Raw genomic sequence first — 23,656 nt, forward strand, 5'->3', positions numbered from 1 at the left:
CACTTTCATTTATTAATCAGATAAAAGTAAATGAATCATCAATATTAATCATTTTGGAATAGATATGGATTAATTTATCAAAATATCTTTATTGGCTATTATAGCGTATTAAAAATAATCTTATTAGATAATTAATCTATATCTTAATTATTATTCTGCTATAATCTCCAGAATTTTCTTGAAAGAACTGATAATAGATAGACATGTTACCCGCAATAATTACATCAATATTAGATACTGATGCTTATAAATTGCATATGCAGCAAGCTGTTTTTCATCATTATCCTGATGTGACTGTGAATGCACAGTTCCGGTGTCGTAGTGATGATTTACTTGGTCAGTATGCTGATCAAATTGCTCATCAAGTTAAATTAATGGAGTCTCTAGCTCTTACTGAAGATGAGTTCGCTTATTTGTCGCATATTTCTTTTTTTAAACCAGATTATTTAAATTGGCTAAAAAATTGGCATTTTAATAGTCAATTGTTAACGATTAAAAATGAAGATGGTCAGCTAGTTATTCAAATTGAAGGTAAATGGGTTGATGTAATTTTGTGGGAAGTGCCATTGCTTGCAGTAATTAGTGAGATTGTTCATAAAGATCGTTCTCCTAATATTGGTGTTGATCAAGCACTGGTAAGACTTAAAGATAAATTAGCAATATTTGATACTAATGATATTGATATATCTGGTTTTAATTTGATGGATTTTGGCACACGAAGACGTTACTCTTTTGCTGTACAAGAAGCCGTTGTTAGTTATTTGCAAAACCATTTTACCAATTTTAATAGTACTAGTAATTATTTATTGACATATCGTTTAGGATTGACACCGGTTGGTACTCAAGCACATGAATGGTTTCAAGCTCATCAGCGTTTAAGTACCAATTTACAAGACTGCCAGAAGACGGCACTACAAGTTTGGTTAGATGAGTATCCACATGATTTGGGTGTTGCTTTAACTGATTGTATTACGATGGATGCATTTTTACGGGATTTTGATTATTATTTAGCCTCTCATTATCAAGGATTACGCCATGATTCAGGCGATCCGATAGAGTGGGGCGAAAAAGCGATTCGTCATTATCAGCAATTAGGAATTGATCCTAAAACAAAATTACTGGTTTTTTCTGATAGCCTAAACTTTGATAAAGCGCTTAAAATCTATCAATACTTCAATAACCGAGTAAAATTATCTTTTGGTATAGGCGGTTTTTTAGCTTGTGACATTCCGTCTACAGAGTTTAATACCAAGTCCTTGAATATTGTGTTAAAACTCACTGAATGTAATAATCAACCTGTGGCTAAATTATCAGATAGTCCTGGAAAAACGATTTCGAAAGATTTGGCCTTTATTGACGAATTGAAAAGAACGTTCAAAGTCAATCATTAATAATAAAAGTAGATTATTAATGCTAAAAATTTAATAAGTAATATATTATTAACCGGTATTATTAATCATAAAGAAAATTTTCTATGGTTAGTCATTTTTAATTTATATTGCTTTTAATAACATTAACTATATAGATAATAAAATAGAGATGGATAATTAAAATGAATTCAGTTGCTCCTATTGTTGACGTGTTACAAGGCAAAATTGCTGTTGGTAGCACTATTTCTGTTCAAGGCTGGGTACGAACGCGCCGTGATTCGAAAGCCGGTATTTCATTTCTGGCTGTTTATGATGGCTCATGCTTTGATCCTATTCAAGCTGTTATAGAAAAAGATCTACCAAATTATGAACAGGATATTTTACGTTTAACTGCTGGCTGTTCAGTAAAAGTAACAGGAAAAGTAGTTGAATCGCCTGGTCAAGGTCAAAAATATGAGTTGCAAGCAACGAATGTTGAAGTTTATGGTTTTGTTGATGATCCTGAAACTTATCCTATGGCCGCTAAACGTCACTCAATTGAATATCTTCGTGAGGTTGCCCATTTACGAGCTAGAACCAATATTGTTGGAGCAATCACTCGTGTGCGACATACATTAGCCCAAGCTATTCACCAATTTTTTGATGAACGTGGATTCTTCTGGTTATCAACACCAATTATTACCGCATCAGATACAGAAGGTGCGGGAGAAATGTTTCGAGTTTCAACTCTTGATATGTTAAATCTACCTAAAACAGGTAATGGTAAAATTGACTTTGATAAAGATTTTTTTGGTAAAGAAGCCTTTTTAACTGTTTCGGGTCAACTCAATGCAGAAACTTATGCTTGTGCACTTTCTAAAGTTTATACTTTTGGTCCAACATTTAGAGCTGAAAATTCAAATACTACTCGCCATTTAGCCGAATTTTGGATGATGGAGCCGGAAGTTGCTTTTGCTGATCTTAACGATAATGCAAAACTCGCCGAAGATATGTTGAAATATGTTTTCAAGACGGTATTAGAGAAACGTGCTGATGATATGCAGTTTTTTGCTCAGCATATTGATAAAGAAGCAATCAATCGTTTAGAAAACTTTATTAATGCTGATTTTGCTCAAGTTGATTACACCGATGCCATTTCTATTTTACAAAACTGTGATGCAAAATTTGAAAATCCTGTCAGTTGGGGAATTGATTTAGCCTCAGAACATGAACGGTATTTGGCTGAACAACATTTCAAAGCGCCTGTTGTTGTTAAAAATTATCCTAAGGATATCAAAGCATTCTATATGCGTATGAATGATGATGGTAAAACTGTTGCAGCAATGGATGTATTAGCACCAGGAATCGGCGAGATCATTGGTGGTTCGCAACGTGAAGAACGCTTAGATATGTTAGATAAACGTATGGATGAGTTAGGTCTTAAAAAAGAAGACTACTGGTGGTATCGTGATTTGCGTCGTTATGGAACTGTTCCACATTCAGGTTTTGGACTTGGTTTTGAACGATTGATTGTGTATGTCACTGGTGTACAAAATGTTCGTGATGTGATCCCATTTCCAAGAACACCGCGTAATGCAAATTTCTAAAATTTGCTCAAATTTTCAACTGACTTTTTGTCAGTTGATATAAAAATTAATATAAATAAAATACAAAAATCGTATAAAAATTAATCAAACGGATGCAATTTTAAGCTTAGACACGAAGTTTTAGGAAAAGTTCACTTGATTTTAATAAATTTTTATACATAATTTACAGTACTGTGAAAATTGAGATAAAAATAATAGTTATAAACATTAGTTAAAAACATTATTTTTGGATGAATAATCATTGTAACAAAATTGACACAACCCAAAAGACGTGTCTTTTAAGAAAAATAACCATGAGGGTAAGAAATGAAACGTAATCTATTAGCAATCGCTATCCCTGCTCTTTTAGTAGCAGCAGGTGCAAATGCTTCTATCGAAGTATGGAATAAAGATGGTAACAAAGTAGACTTTTACGGTCGAGTAAAAGCTGCTAACAACATCACTGACCGTGGACAAGAAGGTGAAGGTGATGATACTTCAGCTCGTTTAGGTATGTCTGGTCAAACACAAATCACTGACGGCATAACTGGTTATGGTCGTTGGGAATATGAAGCGAAAGCTGGTAAAGATAATGATGGAGAAGGCAGTCATAGCGAAGTACGTTATGCTTTTGCTGGTTTGAACTTTGGTGACTTTGGTTCATTCGATTATGGTCGTAATGACGGTGTGTTAAAAGCAATCACTGCATATACTGACGTATTACCACAATTTGGTGGTGATGCAGCAAACAACGCATGGCATGTATTAACTGAACGTACTAAAGCTGTTGCTACTTACCGTAATAACAACTTCTTTGGTTTAACTGATGACTTGAGCTTTGCATTACAATATGCTGATAATGGTGATGCTACTAAACCATATAGTCTTTCAAAAAATCATCTAGATAGATATAATAAGCAATCGAAAGAAGCTTGGGGTGCAAATGCACAATGGCGTATTTTTGATACTGGTTTAACTCTTGGTGGTGGTTATGCACAAGATTCAGGAAGTGAAAATCGCCATAGTACTTGGGCAACAGGTATCAAATATGACAACTATAATCTATATTTAGGTGCTAACTACTTCCAAAGTAAACATAAAAATGCTCGTGCTACCTTTGGTGACTCAAGCGTTAATTCAGCATTTTTAAGAGATACTGATATCAAAATTAGAGGTTTTGAATTAGTTGCTCAATACGGTATTGATCTTGAGGTTGGTCGTTTAACTCCATCAATTGCTTACGTTCAACACAAAGTTAAATCTTCTGATTATAGTAATTTCCATAAATATGGTTATATTTGGAAATATAGAGGGTTTAATTCACCAGAAGTTAAGTATGTATCTGTAGGTGCAACTTATGATCTAAATAAAAACTTTAGTGCGATTGTTGAATATAAATTTAACTTACTTGACCATAAAGATATTGGTGCAGCAAGTAATACCAAGTCTCCACGTGGTAAACATGCGACTAAACCAGGTACTAAAGACGTGTTAGGTGTTGGTTTAATTTACCAATTCTAATCTCTTAATATCCTTAAATATCTCAAAAAGGCACTTATGTGCCTTTTTTTTCGTCTATTAAATGTCAAACCATACAAAAAAACATTTTATGCTTAAAAAAAATTAATTTTAAGTCATAAAATAGTCCTAATTCGCAGAATTACATGTGATAAACATTGTTAATCTACAGTGTTTCAATAAAAATCTAGTATTCAATAGTAGATATCCCAGTAATAATTTAGTTGCTATTTGAAAGCAACTATTTATTAAACCAAGAACAAATATTTTTGTATCTTTTTTAAATAATAAAATACCTAAGAGGGTAATTAAATGAAACGTAATCTATTAGCAATTGCTATTCCTGCACTATTAATTGCCGGAACAGCTAGCGCTTCTATTGAAGTGTGGAACAAAGATGGCAATAAAGTTGACTTTTATGGTCGAGTCTATGCTTTAAATTATCTTACTGATCGAAATAATCAAACTGGCGAAGGTGACAAAACGACAGCTCGTTTAGGTATGTCTGGTGAAACGCAAATTTCAGATAGTTTGAGTGGCTATGGTCGTTGGGAATATGAAGCAAAAACTGGATCAGATGCTGATAACGAAACTCGTTATGCATATGCTGGTTTAAATTTTGGTGATTTTGGTTCATTTGACTACGGTCGTAACGACGGCGTATTAAAAACTTTAACTTCTTATACTGACGTTCTACCTGAATTTGGTGGTGATGCTTCAAATAATGATATTTACGCATTAACGGCTAGAACAAAAGCTGTAGCGACTTACCGTAATTCAAACTTTTTTGGATTAGTTAACGGTTTACGTTTTGCAGTACAGTATGCAGATAACGGAGATAATAGTTCAACTCAATATCTAAATAAGCATGATCGTACTGACCATGATAGTGCAGAAGCATGGGGTTCTGTAATTGATTGGGATGTGCTTGATAGTGGTTTATCTATTGGTGCAGGTTATGCGCAAACTGGTGGACATAAAGATGCTAAAGCATGGTCAGCAGGTGCTAAATATAATAACGACAATCTTTATTTAGCTGCACTTTATATTCAAGGTAAACAAAAATATGGTTGGGAAAAAGCGTCAAGTACAAGTAATACTGATGATTTGAAAACCAAAGGTTTTGAATTAGTTGCACAATATGGTATTGACTTTGAAGTTGGCCGTTTAACACCTTCTGTTGCATATATTCAACATAAAGTACAAGATGCTTCAAGCTTCTCAAGAAGTGGTGATGCAGGCCTTAAAGGTAATGATTTAGTTAAATATGTTGATGTTGGCTTAACTTACGATTTCAATAAAAATTTATCAGCCATTGTTGATTATAAAATCAACTTGTTAGATAAGAATGATATTGGCGCACGTCGTGCTTTATATGAAGACGGTACATTTAGTAAATCTCAAATTAAAGCAACAGCTAAGGATACTGTTGCATTAGGATTAATTTATCAATTCTAATTATTTTATCTTTTGATTTGATAAAGGCACTTCGGTGCCTTTTTTCTTGTCTTTCTGGATCAAATACTGCTTGCACTTTAATAGATAGTTTGTTAAAAAATACAAAAAATAATAAGGAATTAGGATTATTTGATGCTTTATATTACTCGAAAGCTACCTGCAAAGAAAAGCATTGCATTGGTTGCACATGATCATTTGAAAGAAGCATTATTAAATTGGTGCAAAACAAATCGCGAAGAACTCTCTCATCATAATTTATGTGGAACAGGTACAACAGGTACATTAATTAAGAAAGAAACCGGATTAAATATTACGCCAATGCTTAGTGGTCCAATGGGGGGCGATCAGCAAATCGGCGCTTTAATCGCAGAAGGTAAAATTGATATTCTTATCTTTTTCTGGGATCCTCTAAATGCCGTTCCTCATGATCCAGATGTAAAAGCACTGTTACGCTTATCAACGGTTTGGAACATTCCTGTTGCAACTAATCAAGCAACAGCTAACGCATTAATACAGTCCTCAATATTTACTCAAGAAGTGGAGATAGAGATCCCTGATTATCAAGGCTATTTAAATGAAAGAGTAAAATAGATGCCAATTCCTTCACAAGTTCGCAAAACAGGTAGATACATATTATTATTTGATAATCTGTTTATTGTATTGGGATTTTATGTCGTATTTCCGCTCGTTTCTACGCACTTTGTTAGCCAAGTAGGTTGGAGTGCACTATTTGTTGGTTTTGCTTTAGGATTTCGTCAATTTGTTCAACAAGGATTTGGCTTAATTGGTGGTGCTATAGCTGATCGATTTGGTGCAAAACCTATGATCATAACAGGTATGTTTTTGCGGTCGATTGGCTTTATTTCAATGGCTTTAGCAACTGAACACTGGTTATTACTTGTATCTTGCTTATTGTCTGCATTGGGTGGACTGTTATTTGATCCACCTCGAATGGGATTAACCATAAAATTTACTAGACCTCACGAACGAGGCAAATTTATATCATTATTAATGATACAAGATAATGCCGGTGCAGTTATTGGTGCTCTTATTGGTGGTATCTTAATAGATTATGATTTCCAATTAGTTTGTTGGTGTGGTGCTTTTATCTTTTTCTTATGTGGCATTTTTAATCTGTTTTTTTTACCCTCTTATCATATTGCAATTGGTAAAGCTTCAATTATTAATGGTATGAAAATGGTTTTGAAAGATAAAAAGTTTACTCATTATGTGCTTACTTTAACTGGTTATTATGTGCTTGGGGTACAAGTCATGTTGATGCTACCTCTAACTATTACCAATATTTCAGGAAGTTCAAGCTATGTGAAATGGATGTACGTGATTGAAGCAACTATCTCACTAACTCTGCTTTATCCTATTGCTCGGTTTAGTGAAAAATATTTTAGATTAGATCAACGCCTTAAATTTGGATTACTTTTGATGTCGTTTGCCTTTATAATAATCGGATTTACATCCCAATTATCTATTTTGCTATCCTTGATTGCGCTTTTTTACCTTGGTGCAATTATTGCAGAGCCGGCTAGAGAAACTTTAGCAACCGTGTTAACTAATCCAAAAGCCAAAGGTAGTTATATGGGATTTAGTCGATTAGGGCTTGCTTTAGGTGGGTTTGTTGGTTATACCGGTGCCGGTTGGCTTTATGAAATTGCAATCAAGATGGGTTTTCCGCATTTGCCGTGGATTATTTTAACTTTAGTTGGTTTATTAACGTTAGGTTATTTACAATATTTATTTAAGGATGAACCACCTTTTAATTTAGTCAAGATGAAAAAAATTGATTAATTTCACCATATTTAAATAAAATTGCTTCACCAGTGTTTAATTTATGCCAAGTTTCATTTGAGGTTAACGGCATAGTTGAAATAATAGTGACAATATCATTTGGTGTAGTATGCTTTTGAAAATCGATTTCAACATCTTCATCAATTAATTTTGCTTTACCAAATGGCGCTTTTCGGGTGATCCAATGAAGATTAGTTGAGCAATAGGCAAATACATATTCACCATCTGAAAGTAACATATTAAAAATACCAAGTTCGGTTAATTTAATCGCACACTCTCGAATATAATCAAAAAGTTCAATATCATCGGTAGGTTGTTTGGGATATTTTTTATGTAACTGATTAATTAAGTAACAAAAAGCATATTCACTGTCGGTTAATCCAACTGGTTGAAAAATTCCCATATGCAGCTTTTCGTAATCAGTTAATTGCCCATTGTGGGCAAAAGTCCAATTTTTTCCCCATAATTCGCGAGTAAAAGGATGGGTATTTTCTAGGGCCACCCCTCCTCGATTAGCTTGACGAATATGAGCAATAACTGCCGTTGATTTTATTGGGTATTGTTGAACTAATTTAGCTATAGGTGAAAAACTACAAGGTTCAGGATCTTTGAATGTACGACACCCTTTACCTTCATAAAATGTTATTCCCCAGCCATCTTTATGTGGACCTTTATCACCGCCACGTTTGATTAAACTGGTAAAACTAAAACAGATATCAGTCGGCACATTGGCACTCATACCCAATAATTCGCACATTTTAAGCCATCTCTTTTTCAATGAGTAAAATCAAAATATGAATCACTTTTATATGGATTTCTTGAACTCGATCAGCATAACCAAAATGAGGCACACGAATGTCTACATCAGCCAAACCATTCATTTTTCCACCATCTTTACCGGTAAGCGTAATAATTTTCATACCTTTTTGTTTTGCTGCTTCAATCGCTTTAATAACATTAGTTGAGTTTCCTGAAGTTGAAATACCTAGTAGTACATCACCTTTTTGACCAACACCTTCTACATAGCGAGAAAAAATAGAATCGAAACCATAATCATTACCAACGCAAGATATATGACTAACATCTGAAATTGCAATGGCAGGATAGGATGGTCGATTATCTCGAAAACGGCCAGTTAACTCTTCAGCAAAATGCATAGCGTCACAATGAGAACCTCCATTACCACATGAAAGTACTTTACCACCTTGTTTAAATGAGTTAGCGATTAAAATTGCCGCTTGTTGAATTTGTTTAAGATTTTCATCATTTGAAATAAAATTAGCTAATACGTCAATTGCTTGATTTAGCTCATCTCGAATAGTGTTAATGTACATCAATTTTACCTCTTTTGTAGAAAGCTTTTTTCTTACCATTGTAATTCGTTAATAACAGCTTGCAAGTAATAAAAATGAAATTTCTTATAGTAAGAAAAAACTTTGATGCAATTATTAAAAATTTATAAATCTTTGTTGAAGGAATGATAATTTATAAATGTAAAAATTACATTTTATAAACAGTAAATTTACAAACAATAACTTTCAAATAATCATACTTACTTATGCTTGTTATAAACATGTTAATTCCCCATTTTTGCTAATAGGATAACCCTTTAATCTGTGCTATAATTGGCTTATAAATTTTTCACTAAAAGTGATTATAAAATTGCATCTAGAATCTATCGATAAGGAATAAATATGCAAATAGTTAAAGGTAAAGTTGCTGCACCAAAAGCTAAAGTAGCCATTATCGTGGCACGTTTTAACCAATTTATTAACGAAAGTTTAGTTAATGGAGCAGTAGATGCATTAACTCGTATTGGTCAAGTTGAAGATAAAAACATTTCAGTTATTTGGGTACCAGGCGCTTACGAAATTCCTTTAGCAGCAAAAGTTGCTGCACAATCAAAAAAATATGATGCCATTGTAGCATTAGGTACGGTAATTCGTGGCAGTACGGCTCATTTTGATTTTGTTGCTGGAGAATCAAGTTCAGGTTTATTGAATGCTAGTTTAGAGTATTCAATACCAGTTGGTTTTGGAATTTTAACCACCGAAAGTATTGAGCAGGCGATCGAACGAGCTGGAACTAAAGCGGGTAATAAAGGTGCTGAAGCAGCATTAACCGCACTTGAAATGTTAAATGTTATCAAAACAATTAAGGGGTAATTTAGTGGCGTTAGTTAATCCTCGTCGTCGAGCAAGAGAGTGTGCCGTTCAAGCCATTTACTCTTGGCAAATTTCTAAGAATGATCTTGCTGATGTTGAGAGCGGTTTTATAGCTGAACAAGATATGAAAGGTGTTGATAGTAAATATTTTAGAGAATTACTTCATGGTGTTGCCAAAAACACAGCAGAATTAGATGAAAAAATGGCACCTTACCTAACAGAAAGAACTGTTGATGAGTTAGGACAAATTGAATTAGCGGTACTACGAATTGCAACTTATGAATTAATGAAGAGACATGATGTCCCTTATAAAGTGGTTATCAATGAAGCAATTGATCTGGCAAAAACTTTTGGCGCAGAAGAAAGCCACAAATTTATAAATGGTGTATTGGATAAAGTTGCTCCAACTATTCGTACACGATAACTGTCTTAAATTGGGAATATTATGAACGACACGATCGAAAAAAGCAGGCCTTCAATTTTTTATGCCAAAAATAGTCAATCAAGTGTGAAATCTGTAAAAAACAAAGGCAATGATCATCGAAGTAAGCGTAAAAATGATAGTCTTCAGTCTAATTCAAAAGCAAAACATGATCGAATTGAAACATTTAAAGTAAAATCATCAAATAAAACTATAAAGTCATCTAAAGTAAACTTAAATTTATCAGATGAACATGATTCTCCCTGGCAAAAAAAAGTTAAAGATAACGATCAAACTCCAACATTTGGCTATGATGAGTATCGACAAAAAAAAGAAGAGACTTTAGTTTATAGTGAAAACAGTTGTAGAGCTGTATTTAAGCATCGACGCTCTGCTATAGTGAAATTATTTATTACTCAAGAAATGACTTATCAGTTTAAAGATTTAATTAATTGGTTAGTCAAACAACGACTAGGTTATGATGTTGTATCAACAGAACAAATTACTAAAATAACGCAAAACCTACATCATGGTGGAGTCTGTTTAATTGTTAAAAAACGGATACCGCTCTCTTTACTTGATTATTTACATGAACATGATGATAGAGTTCGTGATTGTATTCTTGCGATTGATGATGTTAATAACCCTCATAATTTAGGTGGATTAGTTCGTAGCGCTGCTTTTTTTGGCGTTAATGGTATCATTTTGCGTCAAACTAATTTGCTTGATAGTGGATCAGCAATGCGAGTCGCTGAAGGTGGTATTGAAGCGATTGAACCAATTAAAAGTGATGATTTTATTGTATCCATAGATATATTAAAAAAGAATGGTTATCAAATAATTGCCTTATTACCATGTCAGTCAAAATCCATTAAATCAACCGAATTATCACAACTTGAATTTAAAAAGAAAGTTGTATTAATTATATTTCAACAAATTAATACAAAGTTAATTAATTGTGCTGATAATGTTGTGCATTTGAGTGGTAATGATAATATGTCGGCATTAAATATTTCTGTTGCAGCAGGGATTGTTTTATCTACTATTAAATATCAATCTTAATTGATATTGCTCTAGTTATTTTTGAATATTTTGATGAAGTTAACACTTTTATCTTCTCATTATATTAAATAGCATCAATTGGTTAGAAAATGGTTGTTTTTTCTGTACATTGGTATCGAGTTTTTTAATGTATTGGTAATTATTATGTCATCTAAACATCGAGTTGGTTTAATTTTTGGTAAGTTCTATCCATTACACAGTGGCCACATTTATCTTATTGAAAAAGCGTTAACGCAAGTTGATGAATTACATGTAATGCTTGGTTGTGAAGCAACTCGCGATAAACAACTATTTGAGAAAAGTCGTTTACCTAGACAGCCACAAGTTAGTGATCGTTTTTCATGGTTAAAAGATACCTTCAAAGATAGACATAATATTCATATTTATATTTCTGATGAAACTGGAATTAACTATTATCCTAATGGTTGGAAAGAGTGGAGTGATAGTATTAAACATATATTATCAGAAAATAAAATTGAACCATCTGTTGTGTTTACTAGTGAACCACAAGATGTAACGGAGCATGAGCGCTATTTTGGTTGCCCAGTAGTTGTTATTGATGCTAATCGTGAATTCGTTAATATCAGTGCGACCAAAATTCGAGAAAATCCTTATCAAAATTGGTCTTTTATTGCCCAAGCAGCTAGACCTTTTTTTGTTAAAAAAGTCGCCATCATAGGACATGATAAATTTAATGAATTGCCCGTAAAATTAGCTAATATTTATAATACACAATATGTTTCAAATGGGTATATAAATTATATTCAACGAGAAATTTCAACTCTAGAAAATAAACGTTACTTAAGTGAAAATGATTATCTAAGAATTGCAATGTTACATGTAGAGAGAATGAGTAAATCATTAGAAAATGCTAATAAACTTCTCTTTACTTCTATCGATTTTGGGACATTATCTAACTACTACGAGCAAATTTTTGGCAAATCTAATGAAGTCTTAATTGGACTAAAAAGTAGTTACCAATTTGATTTAATTATTCATGAAAACGAATTACCGGCGAATTCCACTCCATTACAGCATTTTGAAATTGTTTCTAAAATGGTTGAATCGTTATTGATTTAGCTCATCACATTTAGGTTAGCTTATGTTAAAATAAGCTAACTTTTTGTGATAGGTGAATTTTTATGTCTCAATCTTCTCAACCAAATGAAAATCAGGATAAAATTGATTTTGGTTACACCCAAGTTCCAAAACAAGATAAAGTAAAACGCGTAGCAGAGGTGTTTCATTCTGTTGCAGATAAATACGATATCATGAACGATCTAATGTCATTTGGTATTCACCGAATCTGGAAAAAAATAACTATTGAGTATAGTAGTGTTAGGAAGGGCCAAAAAGTCCTTGATCTAGCTGGTGGTACAGGTGATTTAACAGCTAAATTCTCACAAATAGTTGGAGATGATGGCTTAGTTGTATTAGCAGATATCAATGAGTCGATGCTTAAGGTTGGTAGAGATAAACTACGAGATAAAGGCTTATTTAAAAATATTGAATATGTACAAGCAAATGCAGAGGAGTTACCATTTGCAGATAACTATTTTGATTGTATCACTATCTCATTTGGTCTACGAAATGTGACTGATAAGCAAAAAGCGCTAGAATCTATGTGGCGAGTTTTAAAGCCAGGAGGGCGTTTATTGATTCTAGAATTCTCTAAACCACAATACCAAATTTTAAATAAAGCCTACGATCTTTACTCATTTACTATGTTGCCATTAATGGGAAAAATCGTAGCGAATGATTCAGATAGTTATCGATATTTAGCTGAATCTATCAGAATGCACCCAGATCAAAAAACACTGAAAAAAATGATGGAAGATGCTGGGTTTGTCGATGTTAAATATCACAATATGACAGGCGGTATTGTAGCCTTACATACTGGTTTTAAATTTTAATGTGATAAACAAATAATGACATTTTTTCGACTTTATAAAATATTAACCATATTTCGAGCTTATCGATTAGAAGAGCTATTACCAAAACACCGTGTCTCAAGGTGGTTACGAGTATTATTGTTTTGTTTGTTTTGGGTTAGACCTAAATCAAATCAACAAGAGATTGGTGAAAGGTTGCGTCAAGCCTTACAAGAGCTAGGTCCGGTATGGATAAAATTTGGGCAAATGGTTTCAACAAGACGCGATGTGTTGCCAAAACATCTTGTCGATGCTCTAGCCAAATTACAAGACCAAGTTACCCCTTTCGATGGAAAAATTGCAAAACAAATTATTGAAACTGCTCTAGGGTGTCCTATAGATTTTTATTTTTCAGATTTTAATGATCAACCATTAGCATCAGCATCCATCGCACAAGTTCATACAGCAACTTTAAAAAGTAGCCAAGCTGAAGTGGTAATCAAAGTTTTGCGACCAAATATTTTACCTATAATTAAATCTGACATTCGCTTAATGTATTGGATTGCTAACCAATTTACTAAACGGATAAAATTTGGTGAAAAGTTACGGGCTGTAGAAATTGTCAGTGATTATGAAAACACGCTTCTAAAAGAATTGGATCTTCAGAAAGAAGCCTATAACACAGCTCGTTTGCGCGACAATTTCATTAATAGTGAGATCCTTTATATTCCCTATGTGTACCAAGATTTGTGCCGAAAAAATGTTTTAGTTGAAGAGCGAATTTACGGTACTCCGATAGCTAATGTTGATGAATTAAAAAGAAATAATGTCAATATGAGGTTATTAGCAGAGCGTGGTGTTCAAGCTTTCTTTACCCAAGTATTTAGGGATAATTTTTTTCATGCAGATATGCACCCGGGCAATATCTTTGTGGATATAAGCGAACCCCAAAATCCTCGTTACATTGGGATAGATTGTGCAATTGTAGGTATTTTGACTGAAGATGATCAACGCTATTTGGCTGAAAATTTTCTTGCATTTTTTAACCAAGATTATCGAAAAATTGCACAAATTTATATCAAATCTGGTTGGGTTCCTGAAACAACGGATGTTGCCGCATTAGAAATGGCTATGCGCAATGTTTGCGAACCTGCATTTGCTAAACCACTTGGTGAGCTCTCCTTTTCGCAAATTTTATTATCACTATTTCAAGTTGCACGTCAATTTGAGATGGATATTCAACCTCAATTAACCTTACTTGAAAAAACGTTATTTTATATAGAAGGGTTAGGGCGTCAACTCTATCCAGAACTTGACTTGTGGCAAACGGCTAAACCATTTTTAGAAAATTGGTATGAAGATAAATACAGTGCTAAAAAGTTATTACATCAAGTTTGGACTTCCTTACCAGAATGGAAAAACCTTGTTGTTGAGCTACCGGAAAAGTTGAATGATCAGGCTCGGATGACTAAGCTGATGCATGTTCAGTTAAAACAGATTAATCAACAACTTCAACGTAGTAAAAGAAACCAACAAAGATTAATGTTTGCAATTAGTATTCTTAGTCTTTTATGTATTGCTTTACTTGTCGGGCATTAAGCGAGTTATTTTTTGGAATCTCACCATTTAAGTGTATAATTTTACTATTTTAAGCTATTGGAGACTTATCATATGCCAAGTTTGCCCAAATTACTCATATTTGTAGCGGTTATCGTTCTATTATTTGGAACAAAAAAATTGCGTTCATTGGGCTCTGATCTTGGGGCTTCCATTAAAGGTTTTAAGAAAGCTATGAATGACGACGATGATCAAAAAGAGACAGATGATTCACAAAAAGTGGAACGTCTTAACTCATCTGATGATAACCACACCAATAAAGAGTAACTTGTGTTTGATATTAGCTTTGGTCAGCTACTATTAGTCTTAATTATCGGGTTGGTCGTATTAGGGCCAGAGCGTCTACCTATTGCAATTAAAACTGTTGCAAGCTGGATAAAAGTACTCCGCCGTATGTCTGCAACTGTTCAGTTAGAATTGAATAAAGAGCTTAAATTACAAGAGTTACAAGATAGTTTAAAAAAAGCAGAACAAAGTGGGCTAAATACCCTAACATCGGAAATTCAAGAATCCATTGATGAATTAAAACGCGTAACCGAAACACTACAAAAAGAGATCGATTCCGCCTCTCAAATAGATACAACAATTCATTCAGATAAAGATAAATTATGACAGACGACGCAACGCAACCACTTATTGGTCATCTAGTAGAACTAAGAACACGGCTTTTACGATGTATCATCTGTATATTAATTGTATTAACGTGTTTACTCTATTTCTCGAATGATATTTACCATATTGTTGCTAATCCGCTTATTAGTCAATTGCCAAAAGGTAGTAGCATGATTGCAACTGACATTGCGGCACCATTTTTTACTCCTATTAAACTGACTGCTGTTGTTTCGATATTTATTTCGATTCCTTATATTTTGTATCAAGTATGGGGATTTATTGCACCTGCATTATATCAACATGAAAAACGTCTAATTATGCCATTGATAATTTCAAGTACGGTACTTTTTTATATTGGTATTGCGTTTGCTTATTTTGCAGTATTTCCTCTCGCTTTTTACTTCTTTATTCATACTGCTCCAGTTGATGTTGCGATAAATACCGATATAACTAAATATCTTGATTTTGTCATGACATTATTTATAGTCTTTGGTTTTGCATTTGAAGTCCCTGTTGCAATAATATTGCTGTGCTGGACAGGAGTAACAACCCCTAAAAATCTACGTAAAAAAAGACCTTATATTATTGTAGCAGTATTTGCTGTAGCTATGTTTGTTACACCACCAGACGTATTTTCACAAATTTTATTAGCTGTACCTATCTGTTTATTATTTGAAGTTGGGACATTCTTTGCCCGGTTTTATCAACCAAGAAAAAAAATCATACAAGATGATGATAAAAATATAGACGATGAATAATAGATTGATAATTGATCCAATGAATACGAGTAAAGGATAACTAAATGAAAACATCTCTTCCTGAGTTTAATCTGGCAAATGTTCTTGTTGTTGGCGATATTATGTTAGATCGCTATTGGTATGGCGGTACCAATCGCATATCACCAGAAGCGCCTGTACCAATTGTTAAAATTGATTCTCTTGAAGAACGTCCTGGCGGTGCAGCTAATGTTGCACTCAATATTACCTCCCTCGGAGGTAAAGCACGTTTAATTGGTCTTACTGGAATGGATGAACCTGCTAAGGTACTTGATGAGCAACTTACTAATCGACATGTTCATTGCGATTTTGTATCTGTTTCAACACATCCAACTATTACTAAATTAAGAGTGTTATCAAGAAATCAACAATTAATAAGGATTGATTTTGAGGAAGGTTTTAATAATGTGGATCATACTCCTATTTTAGAGCGTATTGATACCGCACTTACAACTTCTAAAGTAATGGTTCTATCGGATTATGCCAAAGGTGCATTAACTGCTGTACAAGAAATGATAAAACAAGCACGAAAAGTTAATGTACCAATATTGGTTGATCCTAAAGGTACTGATTTTGAGCGTTATCGTGGTGTAACATTACTGACACCAAATATGTCTGAATTTGAAGCTGTAGTTGGAACATGTAAAACAGAAGAAGAGATCATTGAAAAAGGTTCCCAACTTATTAAGCAATATGATCTTAAAGCCTTGCTTGTTACTCGTAGTGAAAAAGGCATGACGTTAATACAATTAGATAAACCTGTTTACCATCTACCAACTCAAGCTAAAGAGGTATTTGATGTTACCGGTGCGGGTGATACTGTAATCGCAACTTTAGCAGCTTCATTAGCTGCAGGGCAATCACTTGAAGAAAGCTGTTATTTAGCAAACGCTGCAGCCGGTGTAGTTGTCGGTAAATTGGGAACATCAACTGTTTCGCAAGTTGAATTAAGTAATGCTATTCGGGCTCGCGCAGATGATGGTTTTGGGGTGATGACTGAAGATGAATTAAAAGAAGAAATTCGAAAAGCACGGTTACGTGGTGAAAAAATTGTCATGACTAATGGTTGTTTTGACATTTTGCACGCTGGGCATGTTTCATATCTTGCTAATGCTCGTAAGCTTGGTGACCGTTTGATTGTAGCAGTAAATAGTGATACCTCAGTAAAACAATTGAAAGGGGAATCCCGACCAATAAATCCATTAATGCAAAGAATGATAGTATTAGGTGCACTTGATTCAGTTGACTGGGTTGTTCCTTTTGAAGAAGAGACTCCACAAAGGTTGATTGCCAGTATTTTACCTGATGTATTAGTAAAAGGTGGTGACTATAAACCTGAAGATATCGCCGGTGGAAAAGAAGTTATAGAAGCAGGTGGAGTAGTTAAAGTCCTTAATTTTGAAGATGGTTGTTCGACTACAAACATCATTGATAAGATTAAACGGAAATAAATAATATAATAATTAGCTATTTATTTAAGTAGCTAATTAGTCAATTATCGAATAATTTAGGTTTGGGTATATTTTAAAACCAATCAATAGGTATTAACTATCGTTAAATTTCATAATTAATACTTTTTTTATTATCTGCTTTATGCAAACCTATCAACTACCAAATGCTAATTTATTTAAAGGATTTCTTTTATGACTAAACACTATGACTATATTGCTATCGGTGGTGGTAGTGGGGGTATTGCTTCAATTAATCGAGCGGCATCTTACGGTAAAAAGTGCGCTATTATTGAAGCTAAATTATTAGGCGGAACTTGTGTCAATGTTGGGTGTGTTCCCAAAAAAATTATGTGGTATGGTGCACAAATTGCTGAGGCGATTAATCATTATGGCCCTGATTATGGTTTTGATACGACAATTAATCATTTTGATTGGGATAAACTAATCGCTAGCCGAACAGCTTATATTGATCGTGTTCATCAATCTTATGATCGAGTATTAAACAATAATAATGTCGATGTTATTCATGGATATGCTAAATTTATTGATAGCAAAACGCTTGATGTCAATGGTGTGCATTATAGTGCCGATCATATTCTTATTGCTGTCGGTGGTAAGCCAAGTATACCCAATATTCCCGGAGCGCAATATGGAATTACTTCTGATGGATTCTTTGAATTAAAAGCATTACCAAAAAGAGTGGCCGTTGTTGGTGCAGGCTATATAGCTTGTGAAATTGCCAGTGTTTTACACTCGCTAGGTGCTGAAACTCATCAATTTGTTCGGCAAGGCACACCATTACGTGCTTTCGATCCATTAATTGTTGAAACATTAATGGAAGTTATAACTAATGATGGTCAGCATTTGCATACTTTTGCAATTCCATCTTCTGTCACTAAAAACGTTGATGAATCATTAACGTTAACATTAGAAGATGGTAAAAGTTATACTGTTGATTGTTTAATTTGGGCAATAGGACGAGAACCTGCAACTAAAGAAATGAATTTATCTGCAGCTGGCATTAAAGTTGACAGTAATGGGTTTATTATTGTTGATGAGTATCAAAATACTAATGTAGCAGGAATTTATTCTGTTGGGGATGATACTGGAGCTGCGGCATTAACTCCAGTTGCAGTTGCTGCTGGTCGACGCTTATCTGAGCGACTTTTCAACAATAAACCAAATGAACATCTAGATTATACTAATATTCCAACGGTGGTATTTACCCATCCACCGATCGGGACAGTTGGGTTAACAGAACCACAAGCAATGTTACAATATGGCCCTGAAAACGTGAAGGTCTATAAATCTACGTTTACTGCTATGTATACTGCCGTAACTTCTCATCGTCAACCGTGTAAAATGAAATTAGTTTGTATTGGTGAACAAGAAAAAATAGTCGGCATTCATGGTATAGGCTATGGTATGGACGAAATTTTACAAGGTTTTGCTGTCGCATTAAAAATGGGTGCAACAAAAAAAGACTTTGATAACACCATCGCCATTCACCCAACAGCGGCAGAAGAGTTTGTTACAATGCGCTAATGTATTGAAAATTTATTATATCTTGTTAAAAAAAAAACAGGGCTTTAGCCCTGTTTTTATATGGTGTTAAGTGATTAATTATCTAATCTATTTTGCCAACCCTTTTGAGCTAATGATGAAAAACCAACTAAAACAGCAAGTAAAGCCACTGCTGAGATGTAAATACCTGCTCCCAGATAACTGTATTCACCTAATATATGATCGGGACTTAATAAGTAGATAGTTAAAGTCGGCGTTATTGCACTAAACAATGCATAGGCTAAATTGTAAGATAATGATAGACCAGAATAGCGAATGGCTGGTGGAAAGGTTCTAGTTCCTATAATTGGTGTCATAGCGATTGATCCGATAAATAAGCCAAATATCGCCCAAATCGAATATAATTTAGCTAATGACATATCTGGCGTTAGTGAACTATAGAAATAGATGCTTACCACAGCCAATCCACCCCAAGTTATGACGACTGTTTTTGCTGTACCTAATTTATCATCTAACCAACCAGAAATAACACAGCCAATTGATAATGTTAAGGCAGCAATACATCCACCAATACGCCAATCCAGATTAGCAAAATGATACATACCGCCAACGATACGGCCAGGAGTAATTAAAATACCAACCATAATTGCTGTTGATAATGACCAAGTTAACAAAGCGACTATCAAACAAGCTGTCTTATGTTTTTTTAGTACGGTAACAACAGGAATGCTTTTTTCTAATGCTTTACGTGCAGCTAATTCCTTGAAGATTGGCGTTTCAGATAAAAATTTTCGTAAGTAGACTGAAATCACACCAAAAATTCCACCAATAATAAACGGTATACGCCAAGCATAATCTAAAATATTTTGGCTAGTAAAATAGAGATCAACAATAATTGTAACGAAAAATCCAAGTAAAATTCCGCCTGTAATACCTGATGTTAACGTACCAACGCCCAAACCATAGCGTTGTTTTGGTGTATGTTCTGCGATAAATACCCATGCACCAGGCATTTCTCCACCAATAGCTGCGCCTTGTAACATACGCATCAACAACAATAATAATGGTGCTACAATACCAATTGTTTCATAGGTCGGTAAAATACCGATAATAAAAGTAGGTAAAGCCATCATTGCTACACTTAAGGTAAACATCCGTTTTCGGCCAACTTTATCTCCAAAGTGGGCCATAATAATTCCGCCAACAGGACGAACTAAATAACCAGCAGCAAAAATCCCCCATGCAAATAAATCTAAGGTTAATGGTGACAAGGTATGTGGTAAAAATAGTGGCTTGACAATGGTATCAATATATAGCGCATAGATAACAAAGTCATAAAATTCAAGCGTTCCGCCTAAAGATGACAATATTAATGTTTTAAAATCCTTACTATTCAATGGTCGGGCGACCGGTTGCCATTCAGCGTTAATTTCAGATTGACTCATGAAAAAACCTTATTTTTATTATTAAATGAATATAGCCAGTAAAGGAAATGACTATTCTTTGATAAATTTTAATCTTGAAAAGGCATTCTGCCATAAAAAGTAGTCTTTTGTTTAATCATAAAAAAATTTAATCAACAATAACGATATGTTTGTTTGATTTATAATATGTATAAAAAATGATATTAAGCTAAAATTCTATCTATATATCGCATATAATAATTTTAAAATATTTGGATAAAAATAATGGCAAAACGATGCAGTTGGGTTACAAAAGACCCGTTATATATAAATTATCATGATAATGAATGGGGTTATCCACAATATGATAGCCTTAAACTATTTGAAAAAATTTGTCTTGAAGGACAACAAGCTGGATTATCTTGGATTACCGTACTAAAAAAAAGAGAAGAATATCGTCGATGTTTTTTTAATTTTGACCCAGAAAAAATTATTCAATTAAACGCTATTGATATAGAGTCATTAATTAAAAATAAAGGCTTAATTCGAAATCGTTTAAAACTTAATAGCATTATAAAAAATGCTCATGCCTATTTAGCTATGCAAAATAATAATGAGGACTTCTCACAATTTATTTGGTCATTCGTTGATGGTAAGCCAATAGTCAATCACTACAAAGATAAAAGTGAGGTTCCTGTTAGTACAGAAATATCCGATAAAATGTCAAAAGCACTGAAAAAGAAAGGATTTTCATTCGTAGGATCAACAATTTGTTATGCATTTATGCAATCTATGGGCTTAGTTAACGACCATTTCGAAGATTGCTTTAAAAAATGAGGGGAAATTGCTGACAATCATGAAATTAATAAAATATTGCCTAATATTAATATTAGTTTATTTCATCGTTTGTAATATCATTATTTTTATTTACGCTAATCAAAAGCCATCAACTAATGCTGATACTTTAGTCGTATTAGGATCACAAGTGGTTGGAACACCAGCTGAAGCGCCACTTACCTTACAAAATCGTTTAGATACAGCATTTAATTATTTGCAGAGTAATCCAAATACCAAAGTAATTGTTTGTGGTGGGCAAGGAAGCGATGAATCTGCAACTGAAGCAAGTGTGATGGCTGATTACCTAATTAAAAAAGGTATTAATTCCTCAAGAGTATATCTTGAAGACAGATCAAGGCGAACGGCTCAACAGTTTGTTTATGCTAATCAAATTTTACCACTAGGCAAAACAGTTGTTGTGACCAATGATTTTCATATTCTTCGTTCAATTATGCTAGCTAAACGCTCGGGTATTAGTGATATTACTGGTTTACCTGCACCGTTAGCTTATACCAATATTGATAAATATATAGCAATGATAAGAGAGCCATTAGCTTTACTTAATTCATGGCTGTTTGACCATCCATTAGATTATGTTGAAAATAATAATTAGCCATTCTAATTAAGTTAGATAGCTTGCCTTTACAGATTTTTAATGATAGTCATGGTATGATTAATCATTGCTATTTTTAATTACAATTAATAAATATGAATTCAGACACAATTGTTGCACAGGCAACACCACCTGGTCGTGGTGGTGTTGGCATATTGCGTATTTCTGGTCCTAAAGCACAAGAGGTTGCCAAAGCAGTTTTAGGTATCTTACCTAAACCGCGATATGCTCATTATCTACCGTTTTTAGCCGCTGATGGAACAACGTTAGATGAGGGCATTGCTTTATTCTTTCCCAATCCAAACTCGTTCACAGGTGAAGATGTGCTTGAACTACAGGGCCATGGTGGACCCGTTATTTTAGATCTACTGCTAAAACGTATATTAGAAATATCTGGTGTGCGTATAGCAAGACCAGGTGAATTTTCAGAGCGAGCTTTCTTAAATGATAAATTAGATCTTGCGCAAGCTGAAGCCATTGCAGATTTAATTGATGCAAGTTCAGAGCAAGCGGCCAAATCTGCTTTGTCCTCTTTACAAGGCGTGTTTTCCAAGAAGATTAATGAATTAGTTGAATCGCTTATTCATTTGCGTATTTTTACTGAAGCAGCTATTGATTTTCCTGAAGAAGAAATAGACTTTTTATCTGACGGAAAAATAGAAGCAGAGCTTGACCAAGTTATTCAACGATTAAATGAAGTTCGTCATGAAGCCAAACAAGGTTCATTACTGCGGGAAGGCATGAAAGTTGTCATTGCCGGTCGACCTAATGCGGGTAAATCAAGTTTACTTAACGCATTAGCCGGTCGTGAGGCGGCTATTGTTACTGACATAGCAGGGACAACACGTGACGTTTTGCGTGAACATATTCATATCGATGGTATGCCTTTGCATATCATTGACACTGCCGGACTACGCGAAGCCAGCGATGAAGTAGAACGAATCGGGATTGAACGGGCATGGCAAGAAATTGACCAAGCGGATCGGGTGTTATTTATGGTTGATAGCACAACAACCAATGAGGCCAATCCAGAAAAACTTTGGCCAGAATTTATTGAACGCTTACCTAAAAATATGCCAGTAACCGTTATTCGAAACAAAGCAGACTTAACTGGTGAACCATTAGGCTATAGTGAGCAAAATGGTTATTGCCTTATCCAACTATCAGCACGAACTGGAGAAGGTATTACCTTATTACGTGATCATCTTAAACAGGTAATGGGCTTTACTAGTAGTACAGAAGGGGGCTTTTTAGCTCGTCGACGACACTTACAAGCACTTGAAAAAGCAGCAGAGCATTTAAATAATGGTAAATACCAGCTCACAACATTTCATGCAGGCGAACTATTAGCGGAAGAACTCAGATTAGCTCAAGAATCTCTGAGTGAAATCACTGGTCAATTTACATCTGATGACTTATTAGGAAGAATATTCAGTTCATTTTGTATTGGTAAATAATTCAAGTTTTACAGTTAACGAGCTAATACTTGTCAAAAACCAGAATTCAGTTGTTTTGGTTTTTGAACATAAAGACATAGAAGAGTTGAACTACTGTAATGTCTGGAATAATTCAGTGTTATTCAAAAAAAGA

General features: G+C 34.1%; 22 protein-coding genes and 1 pseudogene. 20 read left to right on the plus strand and 3 right to left on the minus strand.

The features are described from left to right. The first annotated feature begins 203 nt into the window (after positions 1-203). The 6 genes from pncB to mdtH all read left to right on the plus strand — a co-directional run bounded on the left by pncB (position 204) and on the right by mdtH (position 7,714). Positions 204-1,391, plus strand: a complete 1,188-nt coding sequence (gene pncB, locus J3U27_RS03275) for a nicotinate phosphoribosyltransferase (protein WP_267376818.1) — start codon at positions 204-206, stop codon at positions 1,389-1,391. A 161-nt stretch (positions 1,392-1,552) separates the two neighbouring features. Further along, the gene (gene asnS, locus J3U27_RS03280; RefSeq protein ID WP_267376819.1) at positions 1,553-2,956 is read left to right on the plus strand and encodes an asparagine--tRNA ligase; all 1,404 of its coding nucleotides are present in this window, start codon (positions 1,553-1,555) and stop codon (positions 2,954-2,956) included. A 306-nt stretch (positions 2,957-3,262) separates the two neighbouring features. After that, positions 3,263-4,456: a porin gene (locus J3U27_RS03285; protein ID WP_267376820.1), complete on the plus strand. Its 1,194-nt coding sequence runs from the start codon at positions 3,263-3,265 to the stop codon at positions 4,454-4,456. 309 nt (positions 4,457-4,765) lie between these two features. Then, positions 4,766-5,911: a porin gene (locus J3U27_RS03290; RefSeq protein ID WP_065734667.1), complete on the plus strand. Its 1,146-nt coding sequence runs from the start codon at positions 4,766-4,768 to the stop codon at positions 5,909-5,911. Between the two features lie 132 nt (positions 5,912-6,043). Then, complete coding sequence (locus tag J3U27_RS03295; RefSeq protein ID WP_065734666.1) at positions 6,044-6,502, plus strand: methylglyoxal synthase; 459 nt, start codon at positions 6,044-6,046, stop codon at positions 6,500-6,502. Next, the gene (gene mdtH, locus J3U27_RS03300) at positions 6,503-7,714 is read left to right on the plus strand and encodes a multidrug efflux MFS transporter MdtH (RefSeq protein WP_065734665.1); all 1,212 of its coding nucleotides are present in this window, start codon (positions 6,503-6,505) and stop codon (positions 7,712-7,714) included. Here mdtH and J3U27_RS03305 read toward each other — a convergent pair. Next, complete coding sequence (locus J3U27_RS03305) at positions 7,692-8,471, minus strand: class II glutamine amidotransferase (protein WP_065563601.1); 780 nt, start codon at positions 8,469-8,471, stop codon at positions 7,692-7,694. The two genes, mdtH and J3U27_RS03305, sit on opposite strands and share 23 nt — an antisense overlap. Before the next feature lies 1 nt (position 8,472). Further along, positions 8,473-9,048: a D-sedoheptulose 7-phosphate isomerase gene (lpcA, locus tag J3U27_RS03310; RefSeq protein WP_065734664.1), complete on the minus strand. Its 576-nt coding sequence runs from the start codon at positions 9,046-9,048 to the stop codon at positions 8,473-8,475. Positions 9,049-9,408: 360 nt separating this feature from the next. On the opposite strand from lpcA, the gene ribE reads away from it, so the two are divergent. The 11 genes and pseudogenes from ribE to gorA all read left to right on the plus strand — a co-directional run bounded on the left by ribE (position 9,409) and on the right by gorA (position 19,234). Further along, positions 9,409-9,879, plus strand: coding sequence for a 6,7-dimethyl-8-ribityllumazine synthase (ribE, locus tag J3U27_RS03315; protein WP_065563599.1), 471 nt, complete (start codon positions 9,409-9,411; stop codon positions 9,877-9,879). A 4-nt stretch (positions 9,880-9,883) separates the two neighbouring features. Beyond that, positions 9,884-10,303, plus strand: a complete 420-nt coding sequence (gene nusB, locus J3U27_RS03320; protein ID WP_267376821.1) for a transcription antitermination factor NusB — start codon at positions 9,884-9,886, stop codon at positions 10,301-10,303. Positions 10,304-10,324: 21 nt separating this feature from the next. Continuing rightward, positions 10,325-11,362, plus strand: coding sequence for a TrmH family RNA methyltransferase (locus tag J3U27_RS03325; protein ID WP_267330469.1), 1,038 nt, complete (start codon positions 10,325-10,327; stop codon positions 11,360-11,362). A gap of 144 nt (positions 11,363-11,506) precedes the next feature. Next, positions 11,507-12,442, plus strand: coding sequence for a multifunctional transcriptional regulator/nicotinamide-nucleotide adenylyltransferase/ribosylnicotinamide kinase NadR (nadR, locus tag J3U27_RS03330; RefSeq protein ID WP_065563596.1), 936 nt, complete (start codon positions 11,507-11,509; stop codon positions 12,440-12,442). Positions 12,443-12,504: 62 nt separating this feature from the next. Further along, positions 12,505-13,275 (plus strand): bifunctional demethylmenaquinone methyltransferase/2-methoxy-6-polyprenyl-1,4-benzoquinol methylase UbiE, encoded by a 771-nt coding sequence (gene ubiE, locus J3U27_RS03335; protein WP_065563595.1) that lies wholly within the window; start codon positions 12,505-12,507, stop codon positions 13,273-13,275. A 15-nt stretch (positions 13,276-13,290) separates the two neighbouring features. Beyond that, a complete protein-coding gene (gene ubiB, locus J3U27_RS03340; protein ID WP_267376822.1) occupies positions 13,291-14,832 on the plus strand; it encodes a ubiquinone biosynthesis regulatory protein kinase UbiB in 1,542 nt (513 codons plus the stop codon). Between the two features lie 72 nt (positions 14,833-14,904). Next, complete coding sequence (tatA, locus tag J3U27_RS03345) at positions 14,905-15,117, plus strand: twin-arginine translocase TatA/TatE family subunit (RefSeq protein WP_065563594.1); 213 nt, start codon at positions 14,905-14,907, stop codon at positions 15,115-15,117. A 3-nt stretch (positions 15,118-15,120) separates the two neighbouring features. Further along, positions 15,121-15,444, plus strand: a pseudogene (tatB, locus tag J3U27_RS03350) (Sec-independent protein translocase protein TatB); the annotation flags it as partial. A 14-nt stretch (positions 15,445-15,458) separates the two neighbouring features. Next, a complete protein-coding gene (tatC, locus tag J3U27_RS03355) occupies positions 15,459-16,220 on the plus strand; it encodes a twin-arginine translocase subunit TatC (protein ID WP_065563592.1) in 762 nt (253 codons plus the stop codon). Between the two features lie 44 nt (positions 16,221-16,264). Continuing rightward, entirely contained in the window at positions 16,265-17,689 is a 1,425-nt protein-coding gene (hldE, locus tag J3U27_RS03360; protein WP_065563591.1) for a bifunctional D-glycero-beta-D-manno-heptose-7-phosphate kinase/D-glycero-beta-D-manno-heptose 1-phosphate adenylyltransferase HldE, read from the plus strand. A gap of 192 nt (positions 17,690-17,881) precedes the next feature. Next, positions 17,882-19,234 carry a glutathione-disulfide reductase gene (gene gorA, locus J3U27_RS03365; RefSeq protein ID WP_065734658.1) on the plus strand — a complete coding sequence of 451 codons (1,353 nt, stop codon included), beginning with the start codon at positions 17,882-17,884 and terminating at the stop codon, positions 19,232-19,234. Between the two features lie 74 nt (positions 19,235-19,308). On the opposite strand, the gene J3U27_RS03370 is transcribed toward gorA, so the two are convergent. Continuing rightward, complete coding sequence (locus J3U27_RS03370; RefSeq protein WP_267353001.1) at positions 19,309-20,658, minus strand: MFS transporter; 1,350 nt, start codon at positions 20,656-20,658, stop codon at positions 19,309-19,311. Positions 20,659-20,901: 243 nt separating this feature from the next. Between J3U27_RS03370 and J3U27_RS03375 the strand changes: the two genes are divergently transcribed. The 3 genes from J3U27_RS03375 (at position 20,902) to mnmE (ending at position 23,523) form a co-directional block, all read left to right on the plus strand. Next, the gene (locus J3U27_RS03375; RefSeq protein WP_267330474.1) at positions 20,902-21,453 is read left to right on the plus strand and encodes a DNA-3-methyladenine glycosylase I; all 552 of its coding nucleotides are present in this window, start codon (positions 20,902-20,904) and stop codon (positions 21,451-21,453) included. Positions 21,454-21,472: 19 nt separating this feature from the next. Continuing rightward, positions 21,473-22,066 carry a YdcF family protein gene (locus J3U27_RS03380; protein ID WP_267376824.1) on the plus strand — a complete coding sequence of 198 codons (594 nt, stop codon included), beginning with the start codon at positions 21,473-21,475 and terminating at the stop codon, positions 22,064-22,066. A gap of 95 nt (positions 22,067-22,161) precedes the next feature. Further along, entirely contained in the window at positions 22,162-23,523 is a 1,362-nt protein-coding gene (mnmE, locus tag J3U27_RS03385; protein ID WP_267330476.1) for a tRNA uridine-5-carboxymethylaminomethyl(34) synthesis GTPase MnmE, read from the plus strand. The last annotated feature ends 133 nt before the right edge of the window (positions 23,524-23,656 follow it).

This window comes from Gilliamella sp. B2911, from assembly GCF_026536965.1.
GTDB lineage: Bacteria > Pseudomonadota > Gammaproteobacteria > Enterobacterales > Orbaceae > Gilliamella > Gilliamella apicola_E.